The sequence below is a fragment of the Flavisphingomonas formosensis genome (genome assembly GCF_009755815.1).
Lineage (GTDB): Bacteria > Pseudomonadota > Alphaproteobacteria > Sphingomonadales > Sphingomonadaceae > Flavisphingomonas > Flavisphingomonas formosensis.
Genome location: NZ_WRPK01000002.1, coordinates 389,359 through 403,622, shown reverse-complemented (window position 1 = coordinate 403,622; position 14,264 = coordinate 389,359). Strand labels below are relative to the sequence as shown.

General features: G+C 66.0%; 11 protein-coding genes and 1 riboswitch. Of the genes, 2 read left to right on the top strand and 9 right to left on the bottom strand.

Annotated elements, in window-relative coordinates:
* Window position 1: 1 nt before the first annotated feature.
* Entirely contained in the window at window positions 2–571 is a 570-nt protein-coding gene (locus GQY20_RS07940; RefSeq protein WP_157216523.1) for a TMEM165/GDT1 family protein, read from the bottom strand.
* A gap of 91 nt (window positions 572–662) precedes the next feature.
* Window positions 663–772, bottom strand: a riboswitch (yybP-ykoY riboswitch).
* A 181-nt stretch (window positions 773–953) separates the two neighbouring features.
* On the opposite strand from GQY20_RS07940, the gene GQY20_RS07935 reads away from it, so the two are divergent.
* Window positions 954–1,376 carry a GFA family protein gene (locus GQY20_RS07935; protein WP_157216522.1) on the top strand — a complete coding sequence of 141 codons (423 nt, stop codon included), beginning with the start codon at window positions 954–956 and terminating at the stop codon, window positions 1,374–1,376.
* 4 nt (window positions 1,377–1,380) lie between these two features.
* On the opposite strand, the gene GQY20_RS07930 is transcribed toward GQY20_RS07935, so the two are convergent.
* The 8 genes from GQY20_RS07930 to GQY20_RS07895 all read right to left on the bottom strand — a co-directional run bounded on the left by GQY20_RS07930 (window position 1,381) and on the right by GQY20_RS07895 (window position 13,426).
* Window positions 1,381–3,321, bottom strand: coding sequence for an energy transducer TonB (locus GQY20_RS07930; RefSeq protein WP_157216521.1), 1,941 nt, complete (start codon window positions 3,319–3,321; stop codon window positions 1,381–1,383).
* A 242-nt stretch (window positions 3,322–3,563) separates the two neighbouring features.
* The gene (gene ftsH / locus GQY20_RS07925) at window positions 3,564–5,507 is read right to left on the bottom strand and encodes an ATP-dependent zinc metalloprotease FtsH (protein ID WP_157216520.1); all 1,944 of its coding nucleotides are present in this window, start codon (window positions 5,505–5,507) and stop codon (window positions 3,564–3,566) included.
* 104 nt (window positions 5,508–5,611) lie between these two features.
* Complete coding sequence (tilS, locus tag GQY20_RS07920; protein ID WP_232475942.1) at window positions 5,612–6,598, bottom strand: tRNA lysidine(34) synthetase TilS; 987 nt, start codon at window positions 6,596–6,598, stop codon at window positions 5,612–5,614.
* Window positions 6,586–7,515, bottom strand: coding sequence for a tetratricopeptide repeat protein (locus GQY20_RS07915; protein WP_157216806.1), 930 nt, complete (start codon window positions 7,513–7,515; stop codon window positions 6,586–6,588). Before GQY20_RS07915 ends, tilS begins: the two co-directional genes overlap by 13 nt.
* Before the next feature lie 66 nt (window positions 7,516–7,581).
* Window positions 7,582–8,607 (bottom strand): helix-turn-helix domain-containing protein, encoded by a 1,026-nt coding sequence (locus GQY20_RS07910; RefSeq protein ID WP_157216519.1) that lies wholly within the window; start codon window positions 8,605–8,607, stop codon window positions 7,582–7,584.
* Between the two features lie 114 nt (window positions 8,608–8,721).
* Window positions 8,722–11,010 carry a phosphoenolpyruvate--protein phosphotransferase gene (gene ptsP / locus GQY20_RS07905; protein ID WP_157216518.1) on the bottom strand — a complete coding sequence of 763 codons (2,289 nt, stop codon included), beginning with the start codon at window positions 11,008–11,010 and terminating at the stop codon, window positions 8,722–8,724.
* A gap of 81 nt (window positions 11,011–11,091) precedes the next feature.
* On the bottom strand, window positions 11,092–12,117 hold the full coding sequence (locus tag GQY20_RS07900; protein WP_157216517.1) for an NAD(P)H-dependent flavin oxidoreductase: 1,026 nt from the start codon (window positions 12,115–12,117) through the stop codon (window positions 11,092–11,094).
* A 46-nt stretch (window positions 12,118–12,163) separates the two neighbouring features.
* Window positions 12,164–13,426, bottom strand: a complete 1,263-nt coding sequence (locus GQY20_RS07895) for an aspartate kinase (protein WP_157216516.1) — start codon at window positions 13,424–13,426, stop codon at window positions 12,164–12,166.
* Between the two features lie 72 nt (window positions 13,427–13,498).
* Between GQY20_RS07895 and ubiG the strand changes: the two genes are divergently transcribed.
* Window positions 13,499–14,251, top strand: coding sequence for a bifunctional 2-polyprenyl-6-hydroxyphenol methylase/3-demethylubiquinol 3-O-methyltransferase UbiG (gene ubiG / locus GQY20_RS07890; RefSeq protein WP_157216515.1), 753 nt, complete (start codon window positions 13,499–13,501; stop codon window positions 14,249–14,251).
* The last annotated feature ends 13 nt before the right edge of the window (window positions 14,252–14,264 follow it).

The window sequence follows — 14,264 nt, the reverse complement described above, 5'->3', positions numbered from 1 at the left end:
GTCAGATAAGGTGCGCGGCTTCGGCCAGCGCCCAGAGGCCGAGGAAAAGGAAGATCAAAGCGGCGCCTATCCGCACATAGTTGAGCGGCACGATGCGGATGATGCGATCGCCGAGGAACACGGCTGGGACGTTGGCGAGCATCATACCGATGGTGGTACCCGTCGCGACCAGCGCGACCTGATGATAATGCGCGCCGAGCGCGATCGTCGCGACCTGCGTCTTGTCTCCCATCTCGACCAGAAAGAAGGCGACCAGGGTAGTAAGGAAGGCGCCGTGGCGGGAGACCTGCTCCTTCTCTTCCTCATATTTGTCAGGGATCAGCGTCCAGATCGCCATGGCGATGAACGAGAGGGCAATGGCGTAGCGGAATAGCGGGCCGTCCAGCAGATTGGCGACTTCGGATCCGAGCAGCGCCGCCAAGGCATGATTGACCAGAGTCGCGCCCAATATCCCGGCGATGATCGGCCAGGGGCGGCGGAAACGGGTGGCGAGCAGGATGGCGAGCAGCTGGGTCTTGTCGCCGATCTCGGCGAGCGCGACGACCAGCGTCGACGTGAGCAGGGCTTCCACGCTTATTCTCCAGGCCGGGCGGCAAGACTTCCAACGACGCACGGCACCCCCGCCCGGCCATGAGCGGAAGCCCTGCGTCATTGGTCTCGCCAGACGATCCGATCGCCCCCCGCGCCATGGCGTCTCCGCCAAATATGTTGACGCGGGGCCTGCCTGTTGCGGCAGCCGACTACTCCCCAGATGACCCCGCCCGCTTAGCGGTCCGAGGCCGCTACGTCAACGCGAGGGGCGGCGATTCATCCGTTGGCAGAAGGTACAATGGGCTGGAGCGCCTGCTTGGCCGAATGTGAATTTCGGCGCATTATCGGCACGCGCATGGAAGATGATGCCAAGGCGAAGCAACCCATGCTCCGTCTGCGTGGCAGGAATAGGGAGGAACGCGATGAGCTATAGCGGGCAATGCTTTTGCGGTACCGTCAAGCTGGAAGTCTCCGGCGAGCCCGAGGGCATGGGTTATTGCCACTGCAATTCCTGTCGATCCTGGTCCGGTGGGCCGATCAATGCCTTCACCTTGTGGAAACCCGACATGGTGACAGTTACTGCGGGAGAGGACCATATCGCCGTCTTTCAGAAGACACCGCTCAGCCAGCGCCAATATTGCGATCGGTGCGGTGGGCATTTGCTCACCAACCATCCGACGCTGGGCGTGGTGGACGTCTTCGCGGCAACGCTTCCGACGCTCGCCTTCGCGCCCGGCGTGCATATCAACTATGCGGAGACGGTGTTGCCGATGAAGGACGGCCTGCCCAAATTCCGGGATTTTCCCTCGGAATTCGGCGGTTCCGGCGAGCAGATCGCCGAATAGCCGCCTATCCCGGGATGCGATAGTTCACGGTCTGCTTCTCGCCGATGCAGCCGACCGGCTTGCCGTCGATCATCGGCGGCAGGTAGCGGAACTTCGCGGCCGCTTCTTCCGTGCCCTTGCCGAAGACGAATGGTGGATAGGCGAGGATTGTGCGCACGTTCGAAACGCTGCCGTCGGCCGCTATGTCGTAGGCGACCTCGACATGGCCCTCGAAGCGCCAGTCCAGCGCGGTTCGCGGGAATTGCGCGCTCGATATCGCCACGCTCTCGGGGATCGGATGCGTGTCGATAAGGGAGCATTGCTCCACGTTCAGGGCGCTCGCCGCTGCATTGGCGGCCTGCGCCGTGGGCGCGCCGAGTTGACCCTTGACGATCGCGGCATGCAGCAGCGCGACGTGGCGAACCGGATCGTCGGCCGGAAGCACTGTCAGCGGCGTCGCGAGCACGGCATCAAGCTGGGCCGGCACCGGATCGAAGTCATGCGCGTTTTCGAGCGCGAGCGCCAGTTCCAGGCGCAACCAGGCAGTCGCCGTCTCACCCGGAAAATGGCTGTCGAAATAGGGGAGAAGCTGAGCGAACGCGTCGGCGCGCGCGCGACCGGCGGCGCGGATTGATCCTGGGGAGGCGCTGTTCGCATAGAGATTGGCGGCGACCGCATAAGCGGAGGCGGGCGCTCGCGCGCTTTCGAGCGCACGATATACCCGGTCGAGCTGTGGCCTCCCGCCCTGGTTGCGAAGATATGCGAGTAAACTAGGAAGTTGGTGCAGATCGTCCCCGAACGCCCCTGCGGACGCGCTGCCCATATCGTTGGGGTCGATGCCGATCGAGCTCAGCCAGGCGTACATCTGGTCCGTAAAGCGCTTAGCGAGCTTGTCCGGCGCTGGCCTGCTGATGCAGCGCAATTCGAAACGGACCGATTGCCGCCAGAAAGGCTCGACGTCCTTGAGCAGCGCAGGATCCCAGCGCCAGCCGCTCATCGCGCGCGCAAATGCCCAGCCAATCTCGCCCGAACGGCTGGCGTAGATGGGCTGGGCTCCTGAGATACGTCCGTCGGCGTCGATCGCGAACTGCACGACGGCGCTGTCCTCCGGCCGGATATCGCCATCCTGTCCGCAGACTGGCAATTCTCCGTCATATCGGCCGATCCAATCGGTGTTCTTGAGATGGCCGGCGCCGGTGAAGGTCAGATAGAGGCGGGTCGATTCGCTGTCGCCGCGCAACTGGGAGATGATTGCGGCGTCTCCTCTTATCTCGACCTGGAGCAGCGAGATGCGGGTCGTCTGTGCGCCGCCGCTATGCCCTAGCGCCTGCCCGATCCACCGCTTGGCGCCTGCGAGGTCACCCGCATTGGCGGCGACCCGCGCGCGCATCTCCTCAAGGACGGCAAGGTCCCTGTTCTCCATTTTCGCGATTGTCGTTCGATCGGCGAATAGCGCGTCCAGCGCGGCTGCGGCGCGAGCCGGATCCGATGTCGCGGCCGCGATCGACAGCCCGACTGTGGCATTGATCCGAATGATCGGCAGATTTGCTGCGTTGCCGATCGCTATCGCCTGCTCATAAGCCGCCATCGCGGCCGGCCCGTCGAAATCGAACCGCGCTGCATTTCCCATGGCGAGATAAACGAAGGCGCGCTCGTCCACCTTGTCGGCCGGAAGGCCGGCGAGCGCACGCGTGAGCCAAGGCCTCGCCGCGGCCGACCGGCCGAGATGGCTCAAGGAGTCGGCTAGCCGGGCGGCGATCACCGCCTGGGAAGGTGTGAGCGGACGTCGCGGATCGGCAGGCAGCAAGGGTTGGAATCCGGCCGCGGCCGTCGTCCAGTCCTGCTTGTCATAGGCCGTCTGGGCGGCATCATAGGCTGCCTGGAGGCGCGACGGCTCCGCGCTGGTCAGGCTGCTCGACGTTGCGAGCATAGCAGCCGCGATCGGCCAGATCCGAGAAATTGTCATGCCCCATGTCTCCCCGAACATCGCGCTTCGGGTACCATCGCCGTCTCTGGCCTCCAATGCGGCAAACATCCGAAGCCGACGCTTCTTTTTCCGCCATGTAGACCGCGCTTCGGCATGATGCAGAAGATGTCACGGTCGTACCGTGTAGGCCTCCTGCTTGGTCTCAACGCAAATGTGAGCGCCGCGACCAGGGGTCGCGGCGCTCACATTTGCGATGCTTCTCTTGCAGGCGGTTGCTGCGATCAAGCGCCCTGCGGGGCGGGATCGCCCCAGCCGCCGGGGCGGCGGCTCTTCGGGATGGCCGAACCACCGCGGCCGATGTTCACCGGCGGGCGCTTGGCTTCGTCGCCGCGATCCACGCCTTCGCCATCGAGCAGCTTCTTGATCTCGTCGCCCGACAGCGTCTCATATTCGAGCAGGGCGCCGGCCAGCATGTGCAATTGGTCGATATGCTCGTTCAGCAAATCCTTGGCCTTCTGATAGCCGGACTCGACGATGCGCTTGATCTCCTGGTCGATCAGCACGGCCGTCTCGTTCGACATCTGGCGGCTGCGGTTGACCGAATAGCCGAGGAACACTTCCTCGTCCGCTTCGGCATATTGCAGGGGGCCGAGGATGTCGGACATGCCCCAGCGGGTGACCATGTCGCGCGCCAGGCCGGTGGCGTACTGGATATCCGAGGACGCGCCCGAGGACACTTTGTCATAACCGAAGATCACTTCCTCGGCGACGCGGCCGCCCATCGAGACCGACAGGTTGGCGTACATCTTGTCGCGGTGATAGCTGTAGCTGTCCCGCTCCGGCAGGCGCATCACCATGCCGAGCGCGCGACCGCGCGGGATGATCGTCGCCTTGTGGATCGGATCCGACGCCGGCTCGTGCAGCGCAACGATGGCGTGGCCGGCCTCGTGATAAGCGGTCATACGCTTCTCGTCATCGGTCATGACCATCGACTTGCGCTCGGTACCCATCATCACCTTGTCCTTGGCGGCTTCGAATTCCGCCATGGCAACGAGGCGCTTACCGCGGCGAGCCGCCATGAGCGCAGCCTCGTTGACGAGGTTGGCGAGATCGGCGCCCGAGAAACCGGGCGTGCCCCGTGCGATGGTGCGCGCATTGACGTCGGGTGCAAGCGGCACCTTCTTCATGTGAACGGCCAGGATCTTCTCGCGGCCATCGATGTCCGGACGCGGGACCACGATCTGTCGGTCGAAGCGGCCCGGGCGCAGCAGCGCGGGATCGAGCACGTCGGGGCGGTTGGTCGCGGCGATGATGATGATGCCTTCATTCGCCTCGAAACCGTCCATCTCGACCAGCAGCTGGTTCAGCGTCTGCTCGCGCTCGTCATTGCCGTTGCCGAGGCCGGCGCCGCGATGGCGGCCGACCGCGTCGATCTCGTCGATGAAGACGATGCAGGGCGCATTCTTCTTCGCCTGCTCGAACATGTCGCGCACGCGGCTGGCGCCGACGCCGACGAACATCTCGACGAAGTCGGAACCCGAGATGGTGAAGAAGGGCACGTTGGCTTCACCCGCGATGGCGCGGGCGAGCAGCGTCTTGCCAGTGCCGGGCGAGCCGACCAGCAGGGCGCCTTTCGGAATCTTGCCGCCGAGGCGGGCGAACTTGGTCGGATCCTTCAGGAAGTCGACGATTTCCTGCAGCTCCTCGCGCGCCTCGTCGATGCCAGCGACATCGTCGAAGGTGACGCGTCCCTGCTTCTCGGTCAGCATGCGCGCCCGGCTCTTGCCGAAGCCCATCGCGCCGGAGCCGGCATTTTTCTGCATCTGGCGCATCACGAAGACGGCGATGGCGAGCAGGGCGAGGAAAGGCAGCGAATTATAGAGCAGGATCAGCCACAGGCTCGCCTGCTCTTGCGGCTTGGCGCGGAACTCGACGTTCTTCGCGGCCAGCCGGTCAACCAGACCGGTGTCCTTCGGCGCAAAGGTGTGGAAGCTCGTGCCATTGGTGAACTTGCCGGCGACGACATCGTCCCCGATCTCCACGCTCTTGACCGAACCCTGCTCCACCTGGTTCAGAAATTCGGAATAGGCGATCGCATCGCCGCCCTGATTGCGGGCGCTGGAATCGAACAGCGAGACGAAGAGCACGAGGGCGAGCAATATGCCCACCCAGATCATCAAGCTCTTCACCCAGGGATTGCCCTGCGGGTCCTTTTCTTCGTTCATGCGTCCGTACCAGCCTTTCTATTCTGCAAGATAGGCGATCAGGGGTTAATGGCAATGGAACAGCCGCGCTTTCGGCGTTTTTACGGATATGGATAGCCGCCCGATCACGATTGGCCGTGTCGTGGAGGCGCCGGAGCGAAGCGCCATGGTGGTCCGGGGCGTGCCAATATGCCGGCCAACGTGGCCGCCCGGCCCGAATCGAGATGGTCGATCAGGCCGTCCAGCCCCTCGCCCGGCCAGTCCTCACCGTTCCGGAGCTGCCGGATGGCGCGCGCGGCGAGCCGGCGGCGGGTCTCGCGCGGCAATTCCGCGGCATCGATCCGAATCGTGGTGCCATCGACGGTCGCGCGCGTGAGCCATGCCTCGTCGGCGAGCCATTGCAGCGCCGCCTCCGCCTCGTTGAGGTTGCGTGCCGCCTGGGCGAGCCGATCGGACGGAAGGTCTGGCGCGTTGGCGAGAAGCCTCCGGATTCGCGCGCGATCATATTTGGGATTGGTATTGGAAGGATCGTCGGCGATCGGCCAGCCCGTGCTTTCGGCCAGCGCACGCAGCTCCGCGCGGGACCAGTCCAGCAGCGGCCGGACGAGCCGCACGCCGCTTTCGGCGGCATAGGGCATGGCCGTCTCGGCCGCCATGCGGGCCAGACCGGAAACGCCTGCGCCGCGCGCGGCCCGCATCAGGAAGGTTTCCGCCACGTCGTCGCGGCTATGCGCTGTCAGGATGCGGGTGAGGCTCCGTTCCACGGCCCAGTCGGACAAGGCCCGATACCGGGCCTGGCGCGCCTTTTGCTGAAGGTTGCCCGGCGCGGCGATCGGCACGGTGGGGGAAAGAACAGCGTGGGGAACACCGAGGGTTGCGCAGATGTCGGCGACGGCCTGCGCCTCCTGCGCCGATTCGGGGCGCATGCCATGATCGACGGTGGCGGCTGCCAAGCGCCCGGAAAAGGCCCGGACAGCCAGCCGTAGCAGGGCGAGGCTGTCTCCGCCGCCCGATACCGCGATCCCGACCGGACTGCCGTCATCCTGCGTGCCGAGCGCGGAACGATAATCGGCGATAAAGCGATCGAAGGAGGCTTCCGTCAGCTCGCGCACTTGGCGTCTGCGCGCGCCTTGGTCACCCGATCCTTCAGGGCGGGCGAGAGCTTGGCGCCATAGACGTCGTTCAGCTCGTCATAGACCTTGCAGGCTTCCGTGGTCTTCTTGAGCTGGGTCAGGGACTGCCCGAGATAATAGAGGCTGTCAGGCGCCCGCTCGCCCCGGGGATTGTTCTTGTAATTGGCGTAGAAGGCTTCCGCCGCCGTGGCCGGCTTGCCGTCGTCCAGATAGGCGCGGCCCAGCAGATTCTGGGCATAGCTGGTACGGCGATGGTTGGGATATTTGGCCACGAACGCCTTCAGCGACGTTTCAGCCTCCGGATATTTCTTCGCGGCCCAGAGATTATAGCCGGCCATATAGGCGTCCTCCGCGGCATCGCCCGTGGAAGGGGAAGGCGGCGTTGCCGCGGCAACGGGCGGCGGAGGAGGGGGGGCGGACTGGGGAGAGCTGGCGGGTTCGCGCGAGCCGAACGGCGGCGTTCCGGGAGGCGGATAGCCCCCCGATCCGCCCGGCTTGCCGCCGGCTGCAGGGTTGCCGCCTTCCAGCGCGCTCAGCCGATAGTCGGTGTCCGCCTTATATTTGGCGAAGGCGTCCTCGAGCTGGCGATTCTTGAAGTTGGCCTGCTCGACCTGGCCGGTGAGCTGCGAGAGCGATCGTTCCAGCGCATCGACGCGTGCATTGAGATCGGCAAGGGGCGATGTCGCGGCCATGCCCGGCACCGCCTGCGGTGAGGCCGGAGCGATCTCCGGTTCGAAATAGTCGGGATTGGCGCCCGGGAAGACCTTGCGTTGGACGGCCCGCATTTCCTTTTCCAGCTTGGTGACGCGGCCTTCGACGGCGGGCGCGCTCTGCGCCAGCGCTGGCGTGATCGCGGTTCCCGCGAGCAACAGTCCGGCAATCAGCATCACGCGCATCATTTTCTCCCCCGTCTTCCGGTTCGTCATCGGCATGCTTCTGCCCGATCCTGGCTGACGCCAGGATTAAGGCTGGGGCTGCGTGGCGCCATCGCTGCCGCTGGCGGGCGTCGTGGTGGTCGTTGATTCGGACGGAGCCGCGAATGCGGGCGGCAGCGCGCTGTTGGTGGTTGGCGCGGTGCCATTATCCGGCAGTCGACGGCGACTTTCCCGGCGTTGTGGCGTTGGAGCGGATACGGCGCCCGTGACCGGCGGCAGCGTCACCGTCGACGGCGGGGGCACGGTAACGGGCGAAGCGGCGGCTGGCGCCGCGCCGCCGGCCTGCGCGCGTGCCAGTAGCGCAGCCGGCTTCAAGCTGACGTCGGCCACGGTCTTGTCGGCCGGGCCGAGCGGCGGGACGGCCTTGTCGCCGACGGTGATGGTCAGGGACTGCGGCCGTCCGGTCAGGATCTGGGGATCCACTGCATCGGGCGGAACGGTGAACGCCTCCCCGGCCTTCATCTCATGATCGAGATATTTCTTGCCGCCATTGGGCTCATAGATGCGGACCCAGACCGGTGCGGTCGCCGTGATCACGACCGGCCCGGTGGCGGCAGGCGGCGCCACGGTCGGCGGCTGCGCGGGGGCAGGGGCGGGCGCGGGAGCCGCATTGTCCGGCCCGGTGCCGGCGGCGAGCTGATCGGCTTCACCACCCGGCCCGCGCCACAGCGCATAAGCGAGCGCTATCGCTATTGCGATTGCCAACGCTGTCCAGGCCAGCAATTTGGTGGGAATGCGCGCGGGATCCGCCGGCTCGAACGGCTCGACCTGACGGCGCGTCGGTGGCGCCGCGCCCAGCTCGGCACGAAAATCGCTGGCCAACGCGGTGCCGTCCAGCCCGACCACCTGCGCGTAGGCCTTCACGAAGCCCGCGCTGTAGGTGGGGGCAGGCAATGCGCCATGATCTCCGGCTTCGATTGCGGCGAGCTGCCGCTTGGTGACGCGCGTGCGCGCTGCCACCTCGTCCAGCTCGAGACCCATCGCAGTGCGAGCGGCCGCGAGGCGTTCGCCGACGCGCTTAGGAAACAATTCGCGGTTTTCCGCTTCGTCCATGCGACCTCCAGGACCGCGGGGTCCGTCCTTTTGCCCGCCCACATTTCGCAAGCGGTGTGGTTACTTGTCAAACGAAGTGCTGCAATTTGGCGCGATTGCGTGCCTTGCACGCGGTCAGGCGATGGCGACCTGGTTTGCCTCCGACCATTGCTCGAGCACAGCACGCATCGATGCGGGCGGCTTGATCAGCCAATCCGCCATGGCCGTGCGCAACGCGGCGGCATCCAGTGTCCGGATCATCGCCTTGACAGGGCCGATCGCCGCCGGGGTGATCGAGAGCCGATCGATGCCGAGACCGATCAGCGCCATCGCCTCTAGCGTGCGTCCGCCCATTTCGCCGCATACGCCTACGGGTACGTCCGCTGCCTTCGTCTCGCGCACGACGCGCGAGATGAACCGCAGGATTGCCGGGGACAGCCAGTCGTAACGCTCGGCCAGCTTGGGATGCGCGCGATCCGCGGCAAACAGGAACTGGGTGAGGTCGTTGGTTCCGATCGACAGGAAATCCAGCTTGGGCAGAAGGATGTCCAGGCTCTCGGCCAGTGCCGGCACCTCCAGCATGCAGCCGTATCGGATCGCGAGCGGCAGCATCCGTCCGCGTTCGGCGATCCATTTGCGTTGCGCCTCGAACAGCTCGCGTGCCTCGTCGAACTCCCACGGCTCGGACACCATCGGGAACATGACCTGCAGGACGCGGCCGGCGCCTGCCTCGATCAAGGCACGGGCCTGCGCCTTCATCAGTGCGTCGCGCTCCAGCGCCAGCCGGATCGCGCGCCAGCCCATTGCCGGATTTTCCTCGGTGGCGATGTCGCCGTCCTGATTCATGTAGGGCAGCGCCTTGTCGCCGCCGATGTCGACGGTACGGAAGATCACCGGACGATCGCCGGCCGCATCCATCACGTCGCGATAAAGGCGCTGCTGCCGCTCGCGCTGGGGCAGAGTGGCGGAAACGAGGAACTGGAACTCGGTGCGGAACAGGCCGATGCCGTCCGCGCCGGTGACGTCCAGGGTCGAGACGTCGTCGCGCAGGCCGGCATTCATCATCAGCGTGATGCGCTCGCCATTCTTCGTCACCGGCGGCTGGTCGCGCATCGCGGCGAATTGGGCGCGGCGCTTCTGGCCGATCAGCAGCTTGGCATCGAACGCCTCTTCCATCGCCGTGGTGGGCCGGACGAACACCGCCCCTTGCACGCCATCGAGCAGCAGCAGATCGCCCTCCGCGATCGTGCGGCGTACGTCGCGCACGCGCCCCAAAACGGGAATACCCATGGCCCGCGCGACGATGGTGACGTGGGCGGTGAGCGATCCTTCCTCCAGCACCACGCCCTTGAGGCGGCGGCGATCATATTCGAGCAACTCGGCAGGCCCGAGATTGCGTGCGATCAGGATCGAATCATGACGCAGGCCGAGCTGCGCGGCGGTGCTGAGCTGGCCGGAGACGATGCGCAGCAGACGATTGGAGAGATCCTCCAGATCGTGCATGCGATCCTGCAGCAGCGGATCGTCAATCTCGCGCATGCGCATGCGGGTGCGCTGCTGGACGCGCTCGATCGCCGCCTCGGCGGTGAGGCCGGAGCTGATCGCCTCGTTGATCCGCCGGCTCCAGCCTTCGTCATAGGCGAACATCTTGTACGTCTCGAGCACGTCGTGATGCTCGCCCGCGGTGCCGAACTCGGCCTCGCGCGTCATTCGCTCGATCTGCTCGCGCATCTTGGCGAAGGCGGAATAGACGCGATGCCGCTCGGCCTCGATATCCTCGGCGACGGTATGCTCGATATTGACGCGCGGCTGGTGGAACACGGCGACGCCGCGGGCCATGCCCTCGACCAGCTTGAGGCCGGTGAGCCGCACCGCACCGGTCTCGCGCGGGTCGCGGCTGGCGGTCGCGCTCTCGTCGATCAGGCCGGCGCCGGCGATCAGCTCGGCCAGCACCATGGCGACGGTCTGCAGCGCCTCGATCTCGACATCGTCGTAACGGCGCGACGCCTCGTGCTGGACGCAGAGCACGCCGACGGCGCGCTGGCGGCGCACGATCGGGACGCCGGCGAAGCTGTGATAGAGTTCTTCCCCGGTTTCCGGCTTGTAGGCGAAGTCTGGATGGCTGGTCGCCTCGTCCAGGTTCAGCGTCTCGACATGCTCGGCGATGGTGCCGACGAGACCCTCGCCGAGCGCCAGCTTGGTGACGTGCACCGCCTCCTGCTTGAGACCGCGGGTGGCGAAGAGCTCCAGCACGCCGTCGCGCAGGAGATAGATGGAGCAGACCTCGCTATCCAGCGTCTCGCCGATGATCTGGACGACCTGGTTGAGCTTCACCTGCGCGGCGGAGCGCGACGCCATCACGTCGTGCAGGCGCGTCAATATCTCGCGTGCGGCCGATACTGCGAGGGTGGGCGTGGAGGACATGCGCCGTGCCTAGCAGGAAGGGGGCGGCAGCGTCACGGGCTTAGTTGGCATTTCCGACCGAACGGGACGAATCGGATAAGGCTAAGCCCGCGTCGCCAGCGCCGTGGCAGCTTCCTCGAGCAGCGCTGCGATGATCTCCGCGACGGGCTCTTCCTTCGTGACCATGCCGACCGACTGGCCCGCCATCAACGAGCCATGCTCCACATCGCCGTCGATCACCGCGCGGCGCAACGCGCCGGCCCAATAATGCTCGATCTGGAGTTGCGCTTCGGCCATCGCCACGCGGCCTTCGTCCAATGCCTGCGCCACTTCGCGCTGCTTTGCGGTGAAGAGCTCGGTCGACGCGTTCTTGAGCGCGCGCACCGGAATCACCGGCAGCCGCGGATCGATCTGCACGGAGGCGATGGCATCGCGCGCCGAGGCGCGAATGAAGGCTTTCTTGAAATTTGGGTGGGCGATCGATTCGGTCGCGCAGACGAAACGGGTGCCGAGCTGCACGCCGGCCGCACCCATTTCCAGATAGGCCGCGATCGCCTCGCCGCGGCCGATGCCGCCGGCAACGAAGACGGGGAGCTGCCGCGCGATCTCGGGCAGCATCTCCTGCGCGAGCACGGAAGTGGAGACGGGGCCGATATGGCCGCCGGCCTCCATACCCTCGATCACCAGCGCGTCCACGCCCGAACGGATCAGCTTCTTCGCCAGCGCGAGGGCGGGGGCGAAGCAGATCAGCTTTGCCCCGGTCGCCTTGATCCGCTCCAGCGATCCTGCGGGCGGCAGGCCGCCGGCGAGGACGACATGGCCGACGCCATGGCGTCCGCAAATGTCGATCAGCTCCATCAGATCGGGGTGCATGGTGATTAGGTTGACGCCGAACGGCCTCGTCGTCAGCGCCTTGGTGCCGGCGATCTCGGCATCGAGCAGCGCAGGCGTCATCGCGCCGCAGGCGATAACCCCGAACCCGCCGGCATTGGAAATGGCGGCGACGAGATTGCGCTCGCTCACCCACGACATCGCACCGGCCAATATGGCCACGTCCGTGCCGAGGAATTCCGCGCCACGCGCCATCAGCGCGGTCAGCCGCGAACGGCCCGAACGGGGCGGCGTCATGCGCGGATCGCCGCAGTCGCCACGGCGCGGAAAGGCAGGCTGTTCATCACTCGGCGGGTTCTTCCGCGTCGAGGCCATAGGCGCTGTGCAGCACGCGCACCGCCAGCTCGGTATATTCCTCGCTGATGAGCACGGAGACCTTGATCTCGCTGGTGGTGATCGCCTGGATGTTGATGCCGCGATCGGCGAGGCTCTTGAACATCTCAGCGGCGACGCCGGCGTGGCTGCGCATGCCGACGCCGACCACCGAGACTTTGGTGATCGCGGTGTCGGAGATGACGCGCTCGTGGCCGATCGTCGGGCGCGACTTTTCCAGCACGTCAAGCGAGCGGGCGAGCTCGGCCTTCGGCACGGTGAAGGTCACGTCGGTCGACTTGCCGTCCAGCGCGACGTTCTGGACGATCATGTCGACGTTGATGTTGGCGTCGGCGAGTGGCGAGAAGATCGTCGCCACGGCCCCGGGCCGGTCCGGCACTGAGACGAGCGTGATCTTCGCCTCGTTCTTGTCGTGCGCGATGCCGGTGATGAGCTGTCGTTCCATCCTGCTTTCCTCGATTTCGTCCTCGCCGACGATCAGCGTGCCGCGATGTCCCTCGTCGTCGCGCGTATCGTCGAAGGAGGAGAGCACGCGCACGCGCACCCGCTCCTTCATCGCCAGCCCGACGGAGCGCGTCTGCAACACTTTGGCGCCCACGCTGGCCAGCTCCAGCATCTCTTCATAGGTGACCCGGCCGAGCTTGCGTGCGCGGGGCACGATGCGTGGATCGGTGGTATAGACGCCGTCGACGTCGGTATAGATGTCGCAGCGATCGGCCTTCATCGCCGCCGCCACGGCGACGGCCGAGGTATCGGATCCGCCGCGACCGAGCGTTGTGACGCGATTGTCGTCGGTCACGCCCTGGAAGCCGGGGATCACAGCCACTTCGCCGGAGGCCAGCGCGGCATCCAGCCTGTCGGTATCGATCGTGCCGATGCGCGCGCTGGCATGGGCGTCGTTGGTGTGGATCGGCAGCTGCCAGCCGAGCCAGCTGCGCGCCGGCACGCCCATGCCTTGCAGCACGATCGCGAGCAGTCCGGAGGTAACCTGCTCGCCCGAGGCGACGACGACGTCATATTCGCGCGGATCGTAGAGCGAGCTCGCCTCGCGGCAGAAATTCACCAGCCGGTCGGTCTCGCCGGCCATGGCGGACACGACGACCGCAACCTGGTTGCCTGCCTCGACTTCCTGTTTCACGCGGTTCGCGACGTTGCGAATTCGCTCGATGCCCGCCATCGAGGTGCCGCCAAATTTCATTACGATGCGCGCCATGAACCGGATCTTCGAGAGAGGGAGAAAAGGCCCTTGGGATCGAGGGCGCGGCCCTGATAGAGAGACGGAACCATGAACGCAAGCACGCCCATACCCGCTACGATCGACCCCGCAGAAGCCGCGCATTTCGGCAAGCTGGCGCAGGATTGGTGGAACCCACGTGGATCCTCGGCAATGCTGCACCGGCTGAATCCGGCACGTCTTTCCTATCTCCGTGAACAGATCGATGCCCATTGGCAGGGCGACGGCACGACGCTCAAGCCGCTCTCCGGCAAGCGTGCGCTCGACGTCGGCTGCGGCGCCGGCCTGCTCAGCGAACCGCTGGCGCGCCTCGGCGCGCGTGTGACCGGGCTGGACGCGGCGTGGGAGAATGTCGCTGCGGCGCGATTGCATGCCGAGGGGCAGCGGCTGTCGATCGACTATCGCTGTGGCGGTATCGAGGATCTGGCGGCGGCGGACGGCGAGGCCGGCAGCTACGATCTCGTGACCTCGATGGAGGTGATCGAGCATGTCGCCGATCCGGCCGCCTTCGTCGCCGGCCTCGCAGCCGCGCTCGCGCCCGGCGGGCTGATGATCGTTTCGACCCCCAATCGCACCGCCCGTTCTCGCCTGGCACTGATCACGCTCGGGGAGGGGTTGGGCATGATCCCTCGCAAGACGCACGACTGGTCCAAATTCCTGACGCCGGACGAACTGACCGGGCTCATGGCGGCGGCCGGGCTGCGCGTCCTCGATCGGCGCGGACTCGATTTTATGCCGACGCGCGGTTTCAGGTTGTCCGCGGATTGCTCGGTGGATTATTTCCTCACCGCTGTCGCGGGCTGACGGTTGCAACAGG